This window comes from uncultured Roseibium sp., assembly GCF_963675095.2.
In the GTDB taxonomy this organism is placed as follows: domain Bacteria; phylum Pseudomonadota; class Alphaproteobacteria; order Rhizobiales; family Stappiaceae; genus Roseibium.
On sequence record NZ_CAXXSJ010000015.1, the window covers coordinates 133,337 to 147,665 of the forward strand.

16 protein-coding genes and 1 pseudogene are annotated in these 14,329 nt (G+C 58.5%); 5 read left to right on the forward strand and 12 right to left on the reverse strand.

The window, feature by feature from the left end:
* Together ABIN98_RS06340 and dusB are read right to left on the reverse strand one after the other, a co-directional pair.
* A complete protein-coding gene (locus ABIN98_RS06340) occupies positions 1-1,155 on the reverse strand; it encodes a nitrogen regulation protein NR(II) (protein WP_346908411.1) in 1,155 nt (384 codons plus the stop codon).
* Positions 1,152-2,138 (reverse strand): tRNA dihydrouridine synthase DusB, encoded by a 987-nt coding sequence (gene dusB, locus ABIN98_RS06345; RefSeq protein ID WP_346908413.1) that lies wholly within the window; start codon positions 2,136-2,138, stop codon positions 1,152-1,154. The genes ABIN98_RS06340 and dusB overlap by 4 nt, the downstream gene beginning before the upstream one ends.
* A gap of 195 nt (positions 2,139-2,333) precedes the next feature.
* Here dusB and ABIN98_RS06350 point away from each other — a divergent pair, with 195 nt between their 5' ends.
* The 5 genes from ABIN98_RS06350 (at position 2,334) to ABIN98_RS06370 (ending at position 5,885) form a co-directional block, all read left to right on the forward strand.
* Positions 2,334-3,578 (forward strand): bifunctional 2-C-methyl-D-erythritol 4-phosphate cytidylyltransferase/2-C-methyl-D-erythritol 2,4-cyclodiphosphate synthase, encoded by a 1,245-nt coding sequence (locus tag ABIN98_RS06350; RefSeq protein ID WP_346908415.1) that lies wholly within the window; start codon positions 2,334-2,336, stop codon positions 3,576-3,578.
* A complete protein-coding gene (locus ABIN98_RS06355; protein WP_346908417.1) occupies positions 3,575-4,084 on the forward strand; it encodes a CinA family protein in 510 nt (169 codons plus the stop codon). The genes ABIN98_RS06350 and ABIN98_RS06355 overlap by 4 nt, the downstream gene beginning before the upstream one ends.
* A 121-nt stretch (positions 4,085-4,205) precedes the next feature.
* Positions 4,206-4,634: a hypothetical protein gene (locus ABIN98_RS06360; protein WP_346908419.1), complete on the forward strand. Its 429-nt coding sequence runs from the start codon at positions 4,206-4,208 to the stop codon at positions 4,632-4,634.
* Positions 4,635-4,850: 216 nt separating this feature from the next.
* On the forward strand, positions 4,851-5,333 hold the full coding sequence (locus tag ABIN98_RS06365; RefSeq protein WP_346908421.1) for a hypothetical protein: 483 nt from the start codon (positions 4,851-4,853) through the stop codon (positions 5,331-5,333).
* A gap of 153 nt (positions 5,334-5,486) precedes the next feature.
* Entirely contained in the window at positions 5,487-5,885 is a 399-nt protein-coding gene (locus ABIN98_RS06370) for a hypothetical protein (RefSeq protein WP_346908422.1), read from the forward strand.
* A gap of 24 nt (positions 5,886-5,909) precedes the next feature.
* On the opposite strand, the gene ABIN98_RS06375 is transcribed toward ABIN98_RS06370, so the two are convergent.
* From ABIN98_RS06375 to ABIN98_RS06420, 10 genes and pseudogenes are all read right to left on the reverse strand, one after another.
* Entirely contained in the window at positions 5,910-6,362 is a 453-nt protein-coding gene (locus tag ABIN98_RS06375; RefSeq protein WP_346908424.1) for a type II toxin-antitoxin system RatA family toxin, read from the reverse strand.
* Between the two features lie 22 nt (positions 6,363-6,384).
* Positions 6,385-7,359: a lipoyl synthase gene (gene lipA / locus ABIN98_RS06380; RefSeq protein ID WP_346908425.1), complete on the reverse strand. Its 975-nt coding sequence runs from the start codon at positions 7,357-7,359 to the stop codon at positions 6,385-6,387.
* Between the two features lie 54 nt (positions 7,360-7,413).
* Positions 7,414-7,848 (reverse strand): thioesterase family protein, encoded by a 435-nt coding sequence (locus ABIN98_RS06385; RefSeq protein WP_346908427.1) that lies wholly within the window; start codon positions 7,846-7,848, stop codon positions 7,414-7,416.
* 42 nt (positions 7,849-7,890) lie between these two features.
* Positions 7,891-8,130, reverse strand: a complete 240-nt coding sequence (locus tag ABIN98_RS06390; protein ID WP_346908429.1) for a GlsB/YeaQ/YmgE family stress response membrane protein — start codon at positions 8,128-8,130, stop codon at positions 7,891-7,893.
* 36 nt (positions 8,131-8,166) lie between these two features.
* Entirely contained in the window at positions 8,167-8,415 is a 249-nt protein-coding gene (locus tag ABIN98_RS06395; RefSeq protein WP_346908431.1) for a GlsB/YeaQ/YmgE family stress response membrane protein, read from the reverse strand.
* A 117-nt stretch (positions 8,416-8,532) separates the two neighbouring features.
* Positions 8,533-9,975 (reverse strand): dihydrolipoyl dehydrogenase, encoded by a 1,443-nt coding sequence (gene lpdA, locus ABIN98_RS06400; protein WP_346908433.1) that lies wholly within the window; start codon positions 9,973-9,975, stop codon positions 8,533-8,535.
* Between the two features lie 74 nt (positions 9,976-10,049).
* Entirely contained in the window at positions 10,050-11,387 is a 1,338-nt protein-coding gene (locus ABIN98_RS06405; RefSeq protein WP_346908434.1) for a pyruvate dehydrogenase complex dihydrolipoamide acetyltransferase, read from the reverse strand.
* A gap of 18 nt (positions 11,388-11,405) precedes the next feature.
* Positions 11,406-12,786: pseudogene (locus tag ABIN98_RS06410) on the reverse strand (pyruvate dehydrogenase complex E1 component subunit beta).
* A 13-nt stretch (positions 12,787-12,799) separates the two neighbouring features.
* On the reverse strand, positions 12,800-13,852 hold the full coding sequence (gene pdhA, locus ABIN98_RS06415; protein WP_346908436.1) for a pyruvate dehydrogenase (acetyl-transferring) E1 component subunit alpha: 1,053 nt from the start codon (positions 13,850-13,852) through the stop codon (positions 12,800-12,802).
* Positions 13,853-14,025: 173 nt separating this feature from the next.
* Positions 14,026-14,329: septum formation initiator family protein (locus ABIN98_RS06420; protein WP_346908437.1), on the reverse strand; the 304-nt coding region annotated here is incomplete at its 5' end.

Consider the following 14,329-nt stretch of genomic DNA (forward strand, 5'->3'; position numbering starts at 1 on the left):
TCAATCGTTCCTGTCAGTGGAGGACGTGCCGCTAACGGGCGTATCCGGGTCGGTGTAGGCAGGCATCAGGATGCGGAAAACGGTCTTGCGCGGCTGGCTGTCGCATTCGATCACGCCGCCGTGGTCGCCGATGATCTTGGCGACCAGCGCAAGGCCCAGTCCCGAGCCATTGGTCTTGGTGGTGATAAACGGTTCAAACATGTGCGGAAGCAGATCTTCCGGCACGCCCGGCCCGTTGTCCTGAACGCAGAACTCGAGCGGCAGGCTGACCTTCTGCTCGGTTCCCGGAACCGACAAGCGGACGCCAGGGCGAAAGGCGGTCGTGATCCGGATTTCGCCATCCGGATCGTCACCGATCGCTTCGCTGGCGTTCTTGATCAGGTTGAGGAAGATCTGGATCAGTTGGTCCTTGTTGGCATAGACCGGCGGCAGCGACGGGTCGTATTCCTCGATGATCCTGATATTACGGGCAAAACCACTGTCGGCGAGCCGTTTGACGTGATCGAGAACCACATGGATGTTGACCGGCTCCCGCTCTATCGGCCGTTCGTCCGAAAAGACCTCCATCCTGTCGACGAGTTTCACGATCCGGTCGGTTTCATCGGTGATCAGCCGCGTCAGGGCCCTGTCTTCATCCGGAACGGATTGCTCAAGAAGCTGGGCGGCACCGCGGATACCCGACAGCGGGTTCTTGATTTCATGGGCGAGCATGGCGGCCAGTCCCGTGACGGTGCGGGCCGCACCCCGAGACGTGAGCTGCCGGTCGATCTTTTCGGCCATGGTCCGTTCCTGGAACATCAGGACGACGGCTCCGGGACGGTCGGATACGGGAGCTGCGTTGATATCGACGATTTTCGGCGCGCCGATCCGGGGAGATCCAATATCGACTTTGTATTCGTTGACGGGCGCGCCACGTTCGCGCACCTGCTCGATCAGGGTCAGAAGCGGGCTGCCGAAGGGAACGAAGTCGCTGATCGGGTGGCGCCTGAGAAAAGCAATGCTGGAGCGCATGAAAATTTCGGCGGCCATATTGGCCGATTCAATCACGCCGTCCGGCGCGACCAGAAGAACCGGATGCGGCAAGGCATCCAGGATCGTGGGGCCATCGCTTGCCAGGGCTGCTGTGCGCCCCTCTGCCATAGCTTGCGGCGTCATGCGGCACTCCGTTGATCTGCTGCGGAAAACAGGGTTTCCGTGAGGCGGATGACTTCAGCAGGGTCGTTTGAGGTCATCAGGGTCGTCCTAAAGTTCGTTGGGGCACTCGTTAATCCCGCACCTTCCAGGTACCAGCCGAGGTGCTTGCGGGCGATGCGTATGCCCGGCATCTGGCCGTAATGGGATAGGATGTCTTCGTAATGGCTCAGCACCAGATCGGTCAGTTCCGTTCCGGCCGGGTCAGCCAGCCGCTCTCCGGTATTCAGATAGTGCGCCACATGCCCCGGTAGCCACGGACGTCCATAGGCACCGCGGCCGATCATCACGGCGTCGGCTCCCGAAGCCGCGAGCATGGCATCGGCATCGTCGTATCCGTGACAATCGCCATTCGCGATGACCGGGATCGAAACCGCGTCCTTGACCCGTGCAATCGCACTCCAATCGGCCCTGCCCTTGTAGAACTGGCAGCGGGTGCGGCCATGAACCGTGACGAGCTGGATGCCGGCTGTTTCGGCACGTCGGGCCAAATCCGGTGCATTGATGCTGGTTTCGTTCCAGCCAAGGCGCATTTTCAACGTAACGGGAATGGTGACTGCGTTTACCGTTGCTTCTATCAACGTCATCGCGTGATCGAGATCGCGCATCAAAGCCGAACCGGAATAGCCGCTTGTCACCTTTTTGGCAGGACATCCCATGTTGATGTCGATAACATCGGCTCCAAGATCGGCGACGATCCTGGCCGCTTCTGCCATCCAGCGGGCTTCGCGGCCGGCAAGTTGCACGACGTGGAGCCCGCCTTCCTGGGCACCGGCCCGCATTTCGGTTTCCGCATCGCCCTTAACGAAGGATTCGCTTGCCACCATTTCGCTGACGACCATTCCGGCACCATATCGGGCGGCTATTCTGCGGAACGGCAAATCGCTAACGCCGGACATCGGGGCAAGAACCGCTCTTCGGTCAAGACTATGACAACCGATGCGCATTAAAACTTGCCCTCGCGAAAGAGTGGGAGATGCAACTGTGCTCATATCCTGTGCATGATATTTCAGTGCCTATATAGTAGCCATTTTCCGCAGTGCGGCAAGAGGCAAATTGCCTATTCGACGACAACATGGTTGAAAAACTGACAGAGCGTTAACGCGCGAAAATGAATAAATTTAAGGAGTTTGGAGCCTTTCATGAATTCTCGAGTGGCCGTCATCGTCGTTGCCGCAGGACGAGGCACCCGTTTTTCCACTGATCAATATCGTCAGCCCAAGCAATATCGCGACCTGGGTGGACGGCCGGTCGTCAGCCATGCTTTGGAAGCCTTCCTGTCTCATCCGGCAATTACCGATGTTCTGGTGGTGATTCACCCGGATGACACCGACTTGTACGATCGGGCTGTCGCGGCAATCGGTCCCGTGGCAGGCGAGAAGCTGCGACAAGCGGTTTCCGGCGGGGCATCACGCCAGGAATCAGTTCGCAACGGCTTGGTCGCAATGGAAAATCGTAATATAGATCTGATACTTATCCACGACGCGGCGCGTCCATTCATATCCCACGCGGTTATCGACGCTGTGCTTGAAAAACTGACAGAAGGAAACCGTGCCGTTCTCCCCGCTGTTCCTGTCGTCGATACCCTGAAACGGCTGGATGATAAAAGCGGTCAGCTGGTAACGGTGGACCGTACCGGCCTTTGGGCGGCGCAAACGCCACAAGGTTTCGATTATCGGACAATCCTCGAGGGGCACGAAAAGGCAAACCTGGCGGGGCGTTCGGACTTTACCGACGATACCGCCATAGCCGAATGGCTTGGTTTCGAGGTTATCCTGGCCGATGGTGACCCGGACAATTTCAAGATTACATCTCGATCTGACCTGGACCGAGCGATAAAGCGAGTTCCCATGACAAAGATACAAAATCCAGGCCTTGCCGAACTCGGTGACGTGCGCATGGGTACCGGATACGACGTTCATGCATTTGAGGATGGAGATGGCGTTATCCTGGGCGGCATTCGGATTGCCCATGACAAGCGCCTTAAGGGGCACTCAGACGCCGATGTGGTCCTACACGCCATCACCGACGCTATTCTGGGTGCGATCGGCGATGGCGACATCGGAGCCCACTTCCCGCCCTCTGACCCGGTCTGGAAAGGCGCATCCTCGGACCGTTTTCTTGAGGATGCCGTTCGCCGCGTGACCGAATTGGGCGGAAAGACAGCTCATGTGGATGTTACGGTGGTTTGCGAGGCGCCAAAAATCGGGCCGCACCGCGAAGCTATGCGCCAGTCGATTGCGCGGATCTGCAATCTCCCGGTTTCCCGGGTTTCCGTGAAAGCGACGACTTCGGAGCGGCTCGGTTTTACCGGACGCAAGGAAGGCATTGCCGCGCTGGCCAGCGCAACGGTACGGTTGCCGTTCACCGGAGAGGATTTCTCATGACGGATCTGGAAGCCCTGCTGCCTCTCGCCGAAAAGGTTCTGTCTGCCTGTCAGGAGAAAGGGCTGATGGTCGTAACTGCGGAATCCTGCACGGGCGGAATGATTGCCGGCATCCTGACAGAGATTGCCGGATCATCTGCCGTTTTCGACCGGGGATTTGTCACTTATTCGAACGACGCGAAAAGAGACCTGCTTCAGGTTAATGAAGCCGATCTGGAAACGTATGGCGCAGTCAGCGAACAGATTGCCCGGCAGATGGCGTCGGGAGCGCTTGCCAATTCACGTGCCCAGATCGCGGTTTCCGTAACGGGCATCGCCGGACCGGGGGGCGGTTCAGAAGATAAACCGGTGGGCACGGTCTATTTCGGCATTGCGGTTGAAGGCGGCAGGCTCGAATACAAGCATTGCCTCTTTCCGGACGAAGGGCGCGGCGCCATACGAGGTCTTTCGATTAAAACAGCGCTCGAACTTTTGTTAAATGCGGCGCAATCGGTTAGCGCCCGTTAACACTCCCTTCAAAAGACCAGAGAAAAACCCTCCCGTTAGGGTTCGAGCAAGCTTACTTCGTTAGTGTCTTTAAAAATTTGGATCATGACGTTTGAATTTCCCGGATACGTAGGGACAGGTAATGAATCGATTGGTGCTCCTCGTTCTGTTGCTCGCAAATGCGCCTGTATCGGCTGGTGCTCAAGGGCTTCCTGTACCCGGTGATTTCTATCTCATTTCCCGAAACGCCGACGGCGAGTTCCTCGGAAGCCACAAGATCTTCAACCGGTCTTCCGATGGTTTGCGGCTGGTCACCTACTGCAATAGGGAATACTGGGTGCGGCCCTTTACGGTTGCCTGGACCCAGCTTGAAGTGGAAAATAATCGGGAAGTGCGGGTCGAGTTCAATCGGAGCAAAGGCTGGCGTCCGATTTGCGAACAGCCGGAAGAACAGGTCACCCTGAAGGATCTGGGCATCGATTTGGCGCCGGGAGAAGTCACGGATGATATTGCCCAACCGGAGAACCTGGCCTCCCGCTTCAGCGCGATCGGCAGCGCGTTCCGCAAGTAAAACCATAACCGGCCGAAAAACATCCATATATTTTATAACATACTTTTTCGAGAGAAATGGCGATTTTCGGCGCTTTTTCCGATATTGTTAAAATTGCAATCAAATTCCACTCTTTGCATGAGCAATATCTAGACAATTCGCTGTCTATTGTGTCCGCTAGATGAGAGCGTATGGGCGAAGCATGTCTGCTTTGTACCCTGAACTCCACAATGTTATGTGGGAAAGACCATGCTGAGATCAATCCTGGTTGCAGCTACACTTGCTGTAACGGCCGGTGTCGCTCATGCGGGCAATACGTTTGGCCCGATTGACTATTACATGATCTCGCGAGGCGATGATGGCCTCTTTCTCGGCAGCCATAAAATTTTCCTCAGAGCGGCCGATGGCCTGAAACAGGTCAAATATTGCGGACGCAGTTATTGGGTTCGCCCGGTGACGGTCGCCTGGACCCAGGTCGAAATGGATAATTCCCATGAAGTTCGGGTGGAATTCAACCGCGGCAAGGGCTGGCGACCGATCTGCGAACGCCCAACCGACTATGTCACCCTTGAAGATCTGGGCGTCAGTATGGATCCCTATATTGTTGTCCGGACGGAAGGCGATGACCTTACCCGTGTCAACAAATGGCAAGCGGTCAGCAAGTCTCTCAAGCGCGGTGACAATACAAAGCGCGGCTTGACCACCTATCACAGCAATTGATTAAATTGCCGAATATTCCGCAAAGGTAGGGTTAATATTTCTCTGCTTCACTTGATGACTATCCGCTTCCGCAACATGCCGGAAGCGAATGAAACCGTCTTTCAAAGCGGGATTACAATGGTCAAGATCGGAGCATTCTTACTGTTATTGTTGATGTCCGTCAGCGCTCATGCGCAGCTGAAGGCGCCGGCAGGTGATTATTATATCCGTTCCCTTGACCCCAGCGGCCGTTTCAACGGTATCCAGGAAATTCTGACTCACCCCGAGACCGGCTATCACAAGGCCGTCTATTGCGAGACCACCTTCTGGGTGACCCGAAGCACGGTCGTCTGGACCGAACGGGAAGCGGAGGCCGGCCGTCATCTTGTGATTATCAATGAAGTCAACAAAAGACCTGATGTTTACTGCGCGGACCCCGAGCACTACGTTCGCCTTGAGGATCTCGGCTTGAAAGAGCGGGAGGTTCTCAAGGCGCGCGAGAACGCCGAACCGGTCGACATGCAATCGAGCCGCCTGCGCACGATCAGCGAAGCCTTCAAGAATTTCAAATAAAACGTTTGTCAGGCCTGAGGCGTCTCAAACGCCGTAGACCTCGTCCGCGCGGGCTTCAAAGGCGCTCGAAAATTTCCGGAATGCCTTGTCGAACATCACCCCCATCAGCGACCCGAGCGTGCGGCTCTTGAACTCATAGGTAATGAAGAAGCCGACATCGCAGGCGCCGTCGCCGCGGTCGGTGAATGTCCACCGGTTTTCCAGATGCTTGAACGGCCCGTCGAGATATTCGACCAGGATGGTGTTTTCGTCGGGTCTCAATTCAACCCGGCTGGTAAAGGTCTCCCGGAACAGCTTGTAGGCAACGGTCATGTCGGCGATGAGGACTTCCCTGCCCTCGCCCAGATCCTTGCGACCCCTGACATGGAGCGCCTGGCACAGCGGTACGAATTCGGGATAGCGCTCCACGTCGGACACGAGCCTGAACATGTCAGCCGCGCTGTGATTGACCTTGTGGGTGGAAGTAAAGCTCGGCATGAAATCCGTTCAGACCGCCCTGTCAGTATCCGAGCCTGGCAGCTCTGGCCGCGCGCAATTCGGCGAAATCCTCACCCGCGTGATGGGAGGAACGGGTCAATGGGCTTGCCGACACCTTCAGGAACCCCTTGGCATAGGCGATCCGCTCATAACCCTTGAACTCTTCCGGCGTGACGAAGGACATGACCGGATGATGTTTCTTCGAGGGCTGCAGGTACTGGCCGATGGTGAGGAAGTCGACATCGGCCGCGCGCAGATCGTCCATGAGCTGAAGGACTTCGTTTCGAACTTCACCCAGGCCGACCATGATGCCGGACTTGGTGAACATGGACGGGTCGAGTTCCTTGACCCGTTGCAGCAGGCGGATCGAATGGAAGTAGCGGGCACCGGGGCGCACGGTCAGGTATTTTGACGGTACCGTTTCCAGATTGTGGTTGAAAACGTCGGGCTTCGCCTCGACGACAATCTCGAGCGCGCCGTCCTTACGCAGGAAATCCGGCGTCAGAACTTCAACGGTCGTCTTCGGCGAGACGTCGCGGATCGCCTGGATCACATCGGCGAAATGGCGCGCGCCGCCGTCGTCGAGATCGTCCCGGTCGACGGATGTGATCACCACGTGTTCGAGCCCCATGCGGGCGACCGCGTCGGCAATGCCAGCGGGTTCCTTCGTATCCACCGGTCCGGGCATGCCGGTGCGGACGTTACAGAAGGCACAGGCGCGCGTGCAGGTATCGCCCAGGATCATGAAACTGGCGTGTTTCTTCGACCAGCATTCGCCGATATTCGGACAACCGGCTTCCTCGCATACGGTGACGAGATTGTTCTTCCGCACCAGGTCCTGGGTTTCGCGGTAGACCGGTGACGTCGGCGCCTTGACGCGAATCCATTTCGGCTTGCGCTGCACCGGGTTGTCGGGCCTGTGGGCCTTTTCCGGGTGGCGTGGCCGATCATCGCGTGTGTCGGCGGTTTTCGAAAGGGTGTCGACGATCGTAACCATGGGTCTTAAGTGTCGCTATTACGGGAAAAGGTCAAGTGGCTCACCGCAAAGCTGCTATGCGGAAACGACCTGCTTCCTGTAGTTTTTGAATTGTTCGACGGCTTTGTCGGACAACGGCTGGGATTTGCGGGTCGTCTCGTTCATTTGCACGATAACGGTCTTTGATCGTGCAACCGGTTGGCCGTTTTGGCAGACCAGTTGTTCCAACGTGACCGAACTGCGGCCGGTTTCCAGAACCGCTGTCCCGATTTCCACCGTACCCGGCCAGCGAACTTCACCCAGAAAATCCAATTCCAGCCGGGCGATGACGAAGGCGGCGCCTTCGTCGGCGTATCCGCCATCCTTACCGAAAAGGATTTCCACCCGGCCGGTTTCCATGAAGGTGGCAAAGACGGCATTGTTGACGTGGCCCTGCCGGTCGGTATCGCAGTAACGCAGCTTGTCTGTGGATCTGGCCGGATAGGCTTCAAGGTCTGACGTGTTGGTCAACTGGTGGTCCTGCGTCGTATCATTCTCTATCAAAACAGATCATCAGCCGAAGAGCTTCTTCCACAAAAACAGGAACAGGATCGCTCCCAACGTGGCGACGACCAGTTGGTCCAGCGGTCCGCCGGTTACGTTCAGGCGGAACATATGGGCGAGTTCGCCGCCGAGCAAGGCTCCGACCAGGCCAACGACCAGGCTTCCGATAAAGCCGCCACGGCTGTTGAGGACCCGGTGCGCGATGGCTCCGGCCACCACGCCGATGATGATCCAGAGGATAAAACCCATCGACGACTATCCCTATGTTATCGGGCCTTTGCCTTATCAGGCCAGGATCCTGGCGATCACCACCACGATGATTGCACCGATGGCAGCGACGACGATTTCGTTCACCCAGGCATTGCCGAGGTTGATATTTATGCCCGTTGCCTTGACCAGGAAGCCGCCTACGAAGGCGCCGATCAGGCCGGTCAAGAGATAACGGACGAGGCCTCCGCCACCGACGAAGAAACTGGCAAGCCAGCCTGCGACGAGACCGATAACACACCAAATCAAAATGTTTTTTGCATCCATGACATTTCTCCTGAAATCGGGAAATGAGGAGAGCCTAGCAGCAGTTCATGACAAACCGCCAGATCCCTTTTTTGAAACCGGGCTCAGGCGACCGTCAGATTTGCCGGGGTGCCACGATCAGATGTTCAGAACGCGGCCGTAGGCGTCGAGCACGCTTTCCTTCATCATTTCCGACAGGGTCGGATGGGGGAACACGGTGTGCATCAGGTCTTCTTCGGTGGTTTCCAGGTTCATGGCGACCACGAAGCCCTGAATGAGTTCGGTCACTTCCGCGCCGACCATGTGCGCACCGAGAAGCTGGCCGGTCTTTTCGTCGAAGATCGTCTTGATCAGGCCTTCCGGTTCGCCGAGCGCAATCGCCTTGCCGTTGCCCATGAACGGGAAGCGGCCGACCTTGACCTTGTAACCGGCTTCCTTGGCCTTGGGTTCAGTGAGCCCCACCGAGGCGACCTGCGGATTGCAGTAGGTGCAGCCCGGGATCATCGACTTGTCCATGGCATGGACATCCTTGCCGGCGATCTTTTCCACGCAGATGACGCCCTCATGCTCTGCCTTGTGCGCCAGCATGGGCGGACCGGCGACGTCGCCGATGGCGTAAATGCCGGGAACGTTGGTGCGGCCATAGCCGTCGATGACCACGCAGCCGCGGTCCGTCTTTACGCCGAGCGCTTCAAGGCCGATGTTCTCGATGTTGCCGACGACACCGACGGCGGAGATCATCTTCTCGGCGGAAATTTCCTGGGTCTTGCCGTCCTTGGTTTCGACCGTTGCGGTTACCTTGCCACTGCCTTTGACCACCTTGGAGACCTTGGCATCGGTCAGGAACTTCAGACCCTGCTTTTCCATCTGCTTTTTGGCAAGGCCGGAGATTTCAGGATCTTCCACCGGCATGATGGTCGGCATTATTTCGATGACGGTCACATCGGCGCCCATGGTCTTGTAGAAAGACGCGAACTCGATACCGATGGCGCCGGAGCCCATGACGATCAGGGACTTCGGCATCGCCGGCGGCACCATGGCCTCGAAATAAGTCCAGATGTCCTTGCCGTCCGGTTCCATGCCCGGAATGACCCGCGGACGGGCACCGGTCGCAACGATGACGTGCTTGGCCTTGTAGATGCCCTCGCCCTTGACGCCTTTCGGCACCGGGTGTTGTGGCTCCATGGCCTTCTTGGCGACTTTGGAGACGGTCACTTCTCCGGCCTTAGTGATCTTGGCCTCACCCCAGATCACGTCAACCTTGTTCTTCTTCATGAGGAAGCCGACGCCGCCGTTGAGCTGCCCGGAAACGCCTCGTGAGCGCTTAACCACGGCCGCCGGGTCGAAGGAGACATTGTCCGCGCTCAGACCGTAGTCCTTGGCGTGCTGCATGTAGTGGTAGATCTCGGCCGAGCGGAGCAGCGCCTTGGTCGGGATACAGCCCCAGTTCAGGCAGATGCCGCCCAGATGTTCGCGCTCCACGATTGCTGTCTTGAGGCCGAGCTGCGAAGCCCGGATCGCGGCCACGTAGCCGCCGGGTCCGGAGCCGATGATGATGACGTCGTAATTGGTATCGGCCATCGTTCTTCCCTTGAATTTTGATCTGGGGAGACGGCGCGGCGGTCAGTTCCGACCGCGCCGCACTCTATCGGTGCTCAGACGAGCATGCCCATCGGGGTTTCGATGTAGCCCTTGAAGGCTGCCAGCAGTTCCGCACCAAGCGCGCCATCGACGCAGCGGTGGTCGGTGGAGAGCGTCACGGTCATGACCGTTGCGATCGCGAGTTCATCGTTCTTGACGACCGCCCGCTTTTCTCCGGCCCCGACCGCCAGGATCGTGGCGTGCGGCGGGTTTACGACGGCGGCGAAATCCTTCACTCCCATCATGCCCATGTTGGAGACCGCGGTGGTACCGCCCTGGTACTCTTCCGGCTTCAGCTTGCGATCCTTGGCCCGCTTTCCATAGTCTTTCATTTCGTTGGAAATGACCGACAGCGGCTTCAGTTCGGCGCTGCGGATGATCGGCGTGATCAATCCGCCGGGGATCGACACGGCAACGCCCACATCGGCATGCTTGTGCTTCACCATGGCATCGTCGGTCCAGGACACATTGGCATTCGGCACGTCGCGCAGGGCGAGCGCCAGGGCCTTGATGGTCATGTCGTTGACGGAGACCTTGTAGAGCGGATTGCCGTCCTTGTCTTTCGGAGCGGACCCGTTGATCTGGCCGCGCAGGGCAAGCAGCGCATCAAGCTCACAGTCGACCGAGACATAGAAATGCGGGATCGTCTGCTTGGATTCCACCAGGCGGCGGGCAATGGTCTTGCGCATACCGTCGTGGGGAACCAGCTCGTAGGAGCCTTCCTCGAACAGCTTCAGTACCTGATCGGTGGACGGGCCCGTTGCCATGGCCGGTGCGGCGGCGGCAGCAGCCGGAGCAGCAGAGGCGGCAGGTGCCGCCTTCCCGGTTCCGGCGGAAAGTGCGGCCTCGATGTCACGCTTGACGACGCGGCCATGCGGGCCGGTTCCGGAGATCGCCTTCAGGTCCAGGCCGTTCTGCTGCGCAAGCCGGCGGGCCAGCGGGGAAGAGAACACCCTTCCGCCGTCGGCAGTCTTCGGAGTTGCAGGAGCCGGCGCAGCCGCTGGGGCAGCGGGTGCGGGAGCTTCGGAGGCCGGTGCCGGTTTTGCTTCGGCCGGGGCTGCCGCAGGTGCGGGAGCCGATCCGGCAGAACCAATGGCGCTGGCATCCTCGCCGTCTTCCAGAAGGACGGCGATCAGTGCGTTGACCTTTACGCCTGCGGTTCCGGCGGGGATCAGGATCTTGCCGACGGTGCCTTCATCGACGGCTTCCACTTCCATGGTCGCCTTGTCGGTTTCGATCTCTGCGATCACGTCGCCTGCGGAAACCTGATCGCCTTCTTTGACCAGCCACTTGGCCAGATTGCCCTCTTCCATGGTCGGAGAGAGCGCCGGCATCGTAATGTTGATTGGCATAACTGCCTCCCTCTCGCCTTAGGCCGTGTAGGTGACGGCTTTGACCGCGTCGATGACTTCCTGGACATTCGGCAGCGCCAGCTTTTCCAGGTTGGCGGCATAGGGCATCGGAACGTCCTTACCGGTGACCCGAAGGACCGGGGCATCGAGATAGTCGAAGGCCTTTTCCTGCACCTGATAGGCGATTTCGGAAGAGACAGAACACATCGGGAAGGCTTCCTCGATGGTGACAACCCGACCGGTCTTCTGCACCGACGCAATCACCGTATCGATGTCCAGCGGGCGAATGGTGCGCAGGTTGATCACTTCAGCTGAAATGCCCATGGCGGCCAATTCGTCGACGGCCTTCATTGTGTAGGTCATGCCGATCCCCCAGGAAACCAGGGTCACGTCCGTCCCTTCCCGCTCGACCTTGGCCTTGCCGATCGGCAGGACGAAATCGTCCATGTCCGGGATCTCGAAGGAATGGCCGTAGAGGATCTCGTTTTCCAGGAAGATGACCGGGTTCGGATCGCGGATCGCCGCCTTGAGCAAGCCTTTAGCATCTGCTGCCGAATAGGGCTGAATGACCTTCAGGCCCGGCACATGGGCATACCAGGAGGCATAGTCCTGGGAGTGCTGGGCGCCCACGCGGGCCGCGGCGCCGTTGGGACCGCGGAACACGATCGGCGCGCCCATCTGGCCGCCGGACATGTAAAGCGTCTTGGCGGCGGAGTTGATGATCTGGTCGATCGCCTGCATGGCGAAGTTGAAGGTCATGAATTCCACGATGGGCTTCAGGCCTGCCATGGCCGCGCCGACGCCGAGACCGGCAAAACCGTGTTCGGTGATCGGCGTGTCGATCACCCGTTTGGCGCTGAACTCATCGAGCAGGCCTTGCGTGATCTTGTAGGCGCCCTGGTATTCGGCGACTTCCTCGCCCATGACGAAGACGTCCGGGTCGCGGCGCATTTCTTCCGCCATGGCGTCGCGCAGGGGCTTCACGCACGGTGGAGGATTTCATGGCCGTTCCGGCCGGAATTTCCGGATCATCGGCAGGCTTGGACGCCACCGGAGCTGCAGCCACGGGAGCTGCCGGGGCCGGCGCTTCTGCCGGAGCAGACGGCGCAGCGGCTGCAGGTGCACTGGCAGCGGCATCGAGCGCGTTGGCGTCCTCGCCCTCGCCCAGCAGAATGGCGATTTTCTCGTTGACCTTGACCGCGTCGGTTCCTTCCGGAACCAGGATCTTGCCAAGAGTGCCCTCGTCAACGGCTTCCACTTCCATGGTTGCCTTGTCGGTCTCGATTTCGGCGATCACGTCGCCGGCGGAGACGGTGTCGCCTTCGGCCTTGAGCCACTTGGCGAGTTTGCCCTCTTCCATTGTCGGCGAAAGAGCCGGCATCAAAATGTCGATCGGCATGATTTCCCCCGGCTTAACGCAGAATGTCGGTGTAGAGTTCGGACGGATCCGGCTCCGGATCGGTCTGGGCAAATTCGGCGGCTTCCGCGACAACCGCGCGGACGTCCTTATCGATTGCCTTCAGCTCGTCTTCCGTCGCCCACTTGTTTTCGACCAGGCGCACACGGACCTGTTCGATCGGATCGTGCTCGGTCCGCATTTTCTGAACTTCGTCCTTGGAGCGGTATTTCGCTGGATCGGACATGGAGTGACCACGGTAGCGGTAGGTGATCATTTCCAGAATGTAGGGGCCCTTGCCGGACCGGCACCATTCCAGCGCCTTTTCACCGGCGGCCTTGACCGCGCGGACGTCCATGCCGTCAACCTGTTCGCCCGGAATGCCGAACGACGAGCCACGCTGGGACAGGTCTGTGGTGGCGGACGCGCGGGATACACTGGTGCCCATGCCGTATTTGTTGTTTTCGATCACGTAGATCACCGGCAGCTTCCAGAGCTCCGCCATGTTGAAGCTCTCGTAGACCTGACCCTGGTTGGATGCGCCGTCACCGAAGAAGGCCATCGCGACATTGCCGTTTTCCCGATACTTGTTGGCAAAGCCGATGCCGGTCCCGAGGGACACCTGGGCGCCGACGATGCCGTGGCCGCCATAGAAGTGTTTTTCCTTGGAGAACATGTGCATGGAGCCGCCCTTGCCTTTCGACAGGCCGCCGCGGCGTCCGGTAAGCTCGGCCATCACGCCCTTCGGGTCGAGGTCCATGGCAAGCATGTGACCGTGATCCCGATAGCCGGTGACCATCTGGTCGCCGTCCTTCTTGGCCATCTGCAGGCCGACGACGACCGCCTCCTGACCAATATAAAGGTGACAGAACCCACCTATGAGGCCCATGCCGTACAATTGCCCGGCTTTTTCCTCGAACCTCCTGATCAGGAGCATTTCCCGGTAGGCGTGGAGTTCCTGATCCTTGTCGAAATCGGCGATCGCAGGAGCGGCCGTTTTAGCGGCTCCGCGGGACCGGCCGGCGCTTTTTGCGCTGGTGCCGGCAGATGACTTTTTCGTAACAGCCATATCCCTCTTCTCGGCGAGACGTTTACCTTAAGACAGGCATGCGGAGAATAGCCTGTCCCCCCAGGCGTTCCAAGACAGTGAAGCGGATGCGAGAGTTTCAGTTATCTTATTGTATTAATGTAGTATTTTTCGATTAACTGAATTCTAGTTTATTGTTTTTGTTTAACAGGATATCAGTTCATTTTCTGATAGCTGTTCCCGGGCCGCAATATCACCAGCTCGTCACCATGTACCAGATTAAGATTGAGACGGGCCCGTTCGTCAACCATATCCGGATTCAGACTTTCCGGACGCAACAGGCTGACCTTTGCGACAAGTACCCTTCGCTCGGCAACCAGAACCTCCAGTTGCTTCTCCAGATCGCCGATCTGATGTTCGATCCGCGCGCGGCCAACCAGTCCCAACTCGCCGTTGAGAGCATGAAAACCGAAATAGGTCAGGACCGACAGGGCCACGACCGGAATGATCAAACGGCGA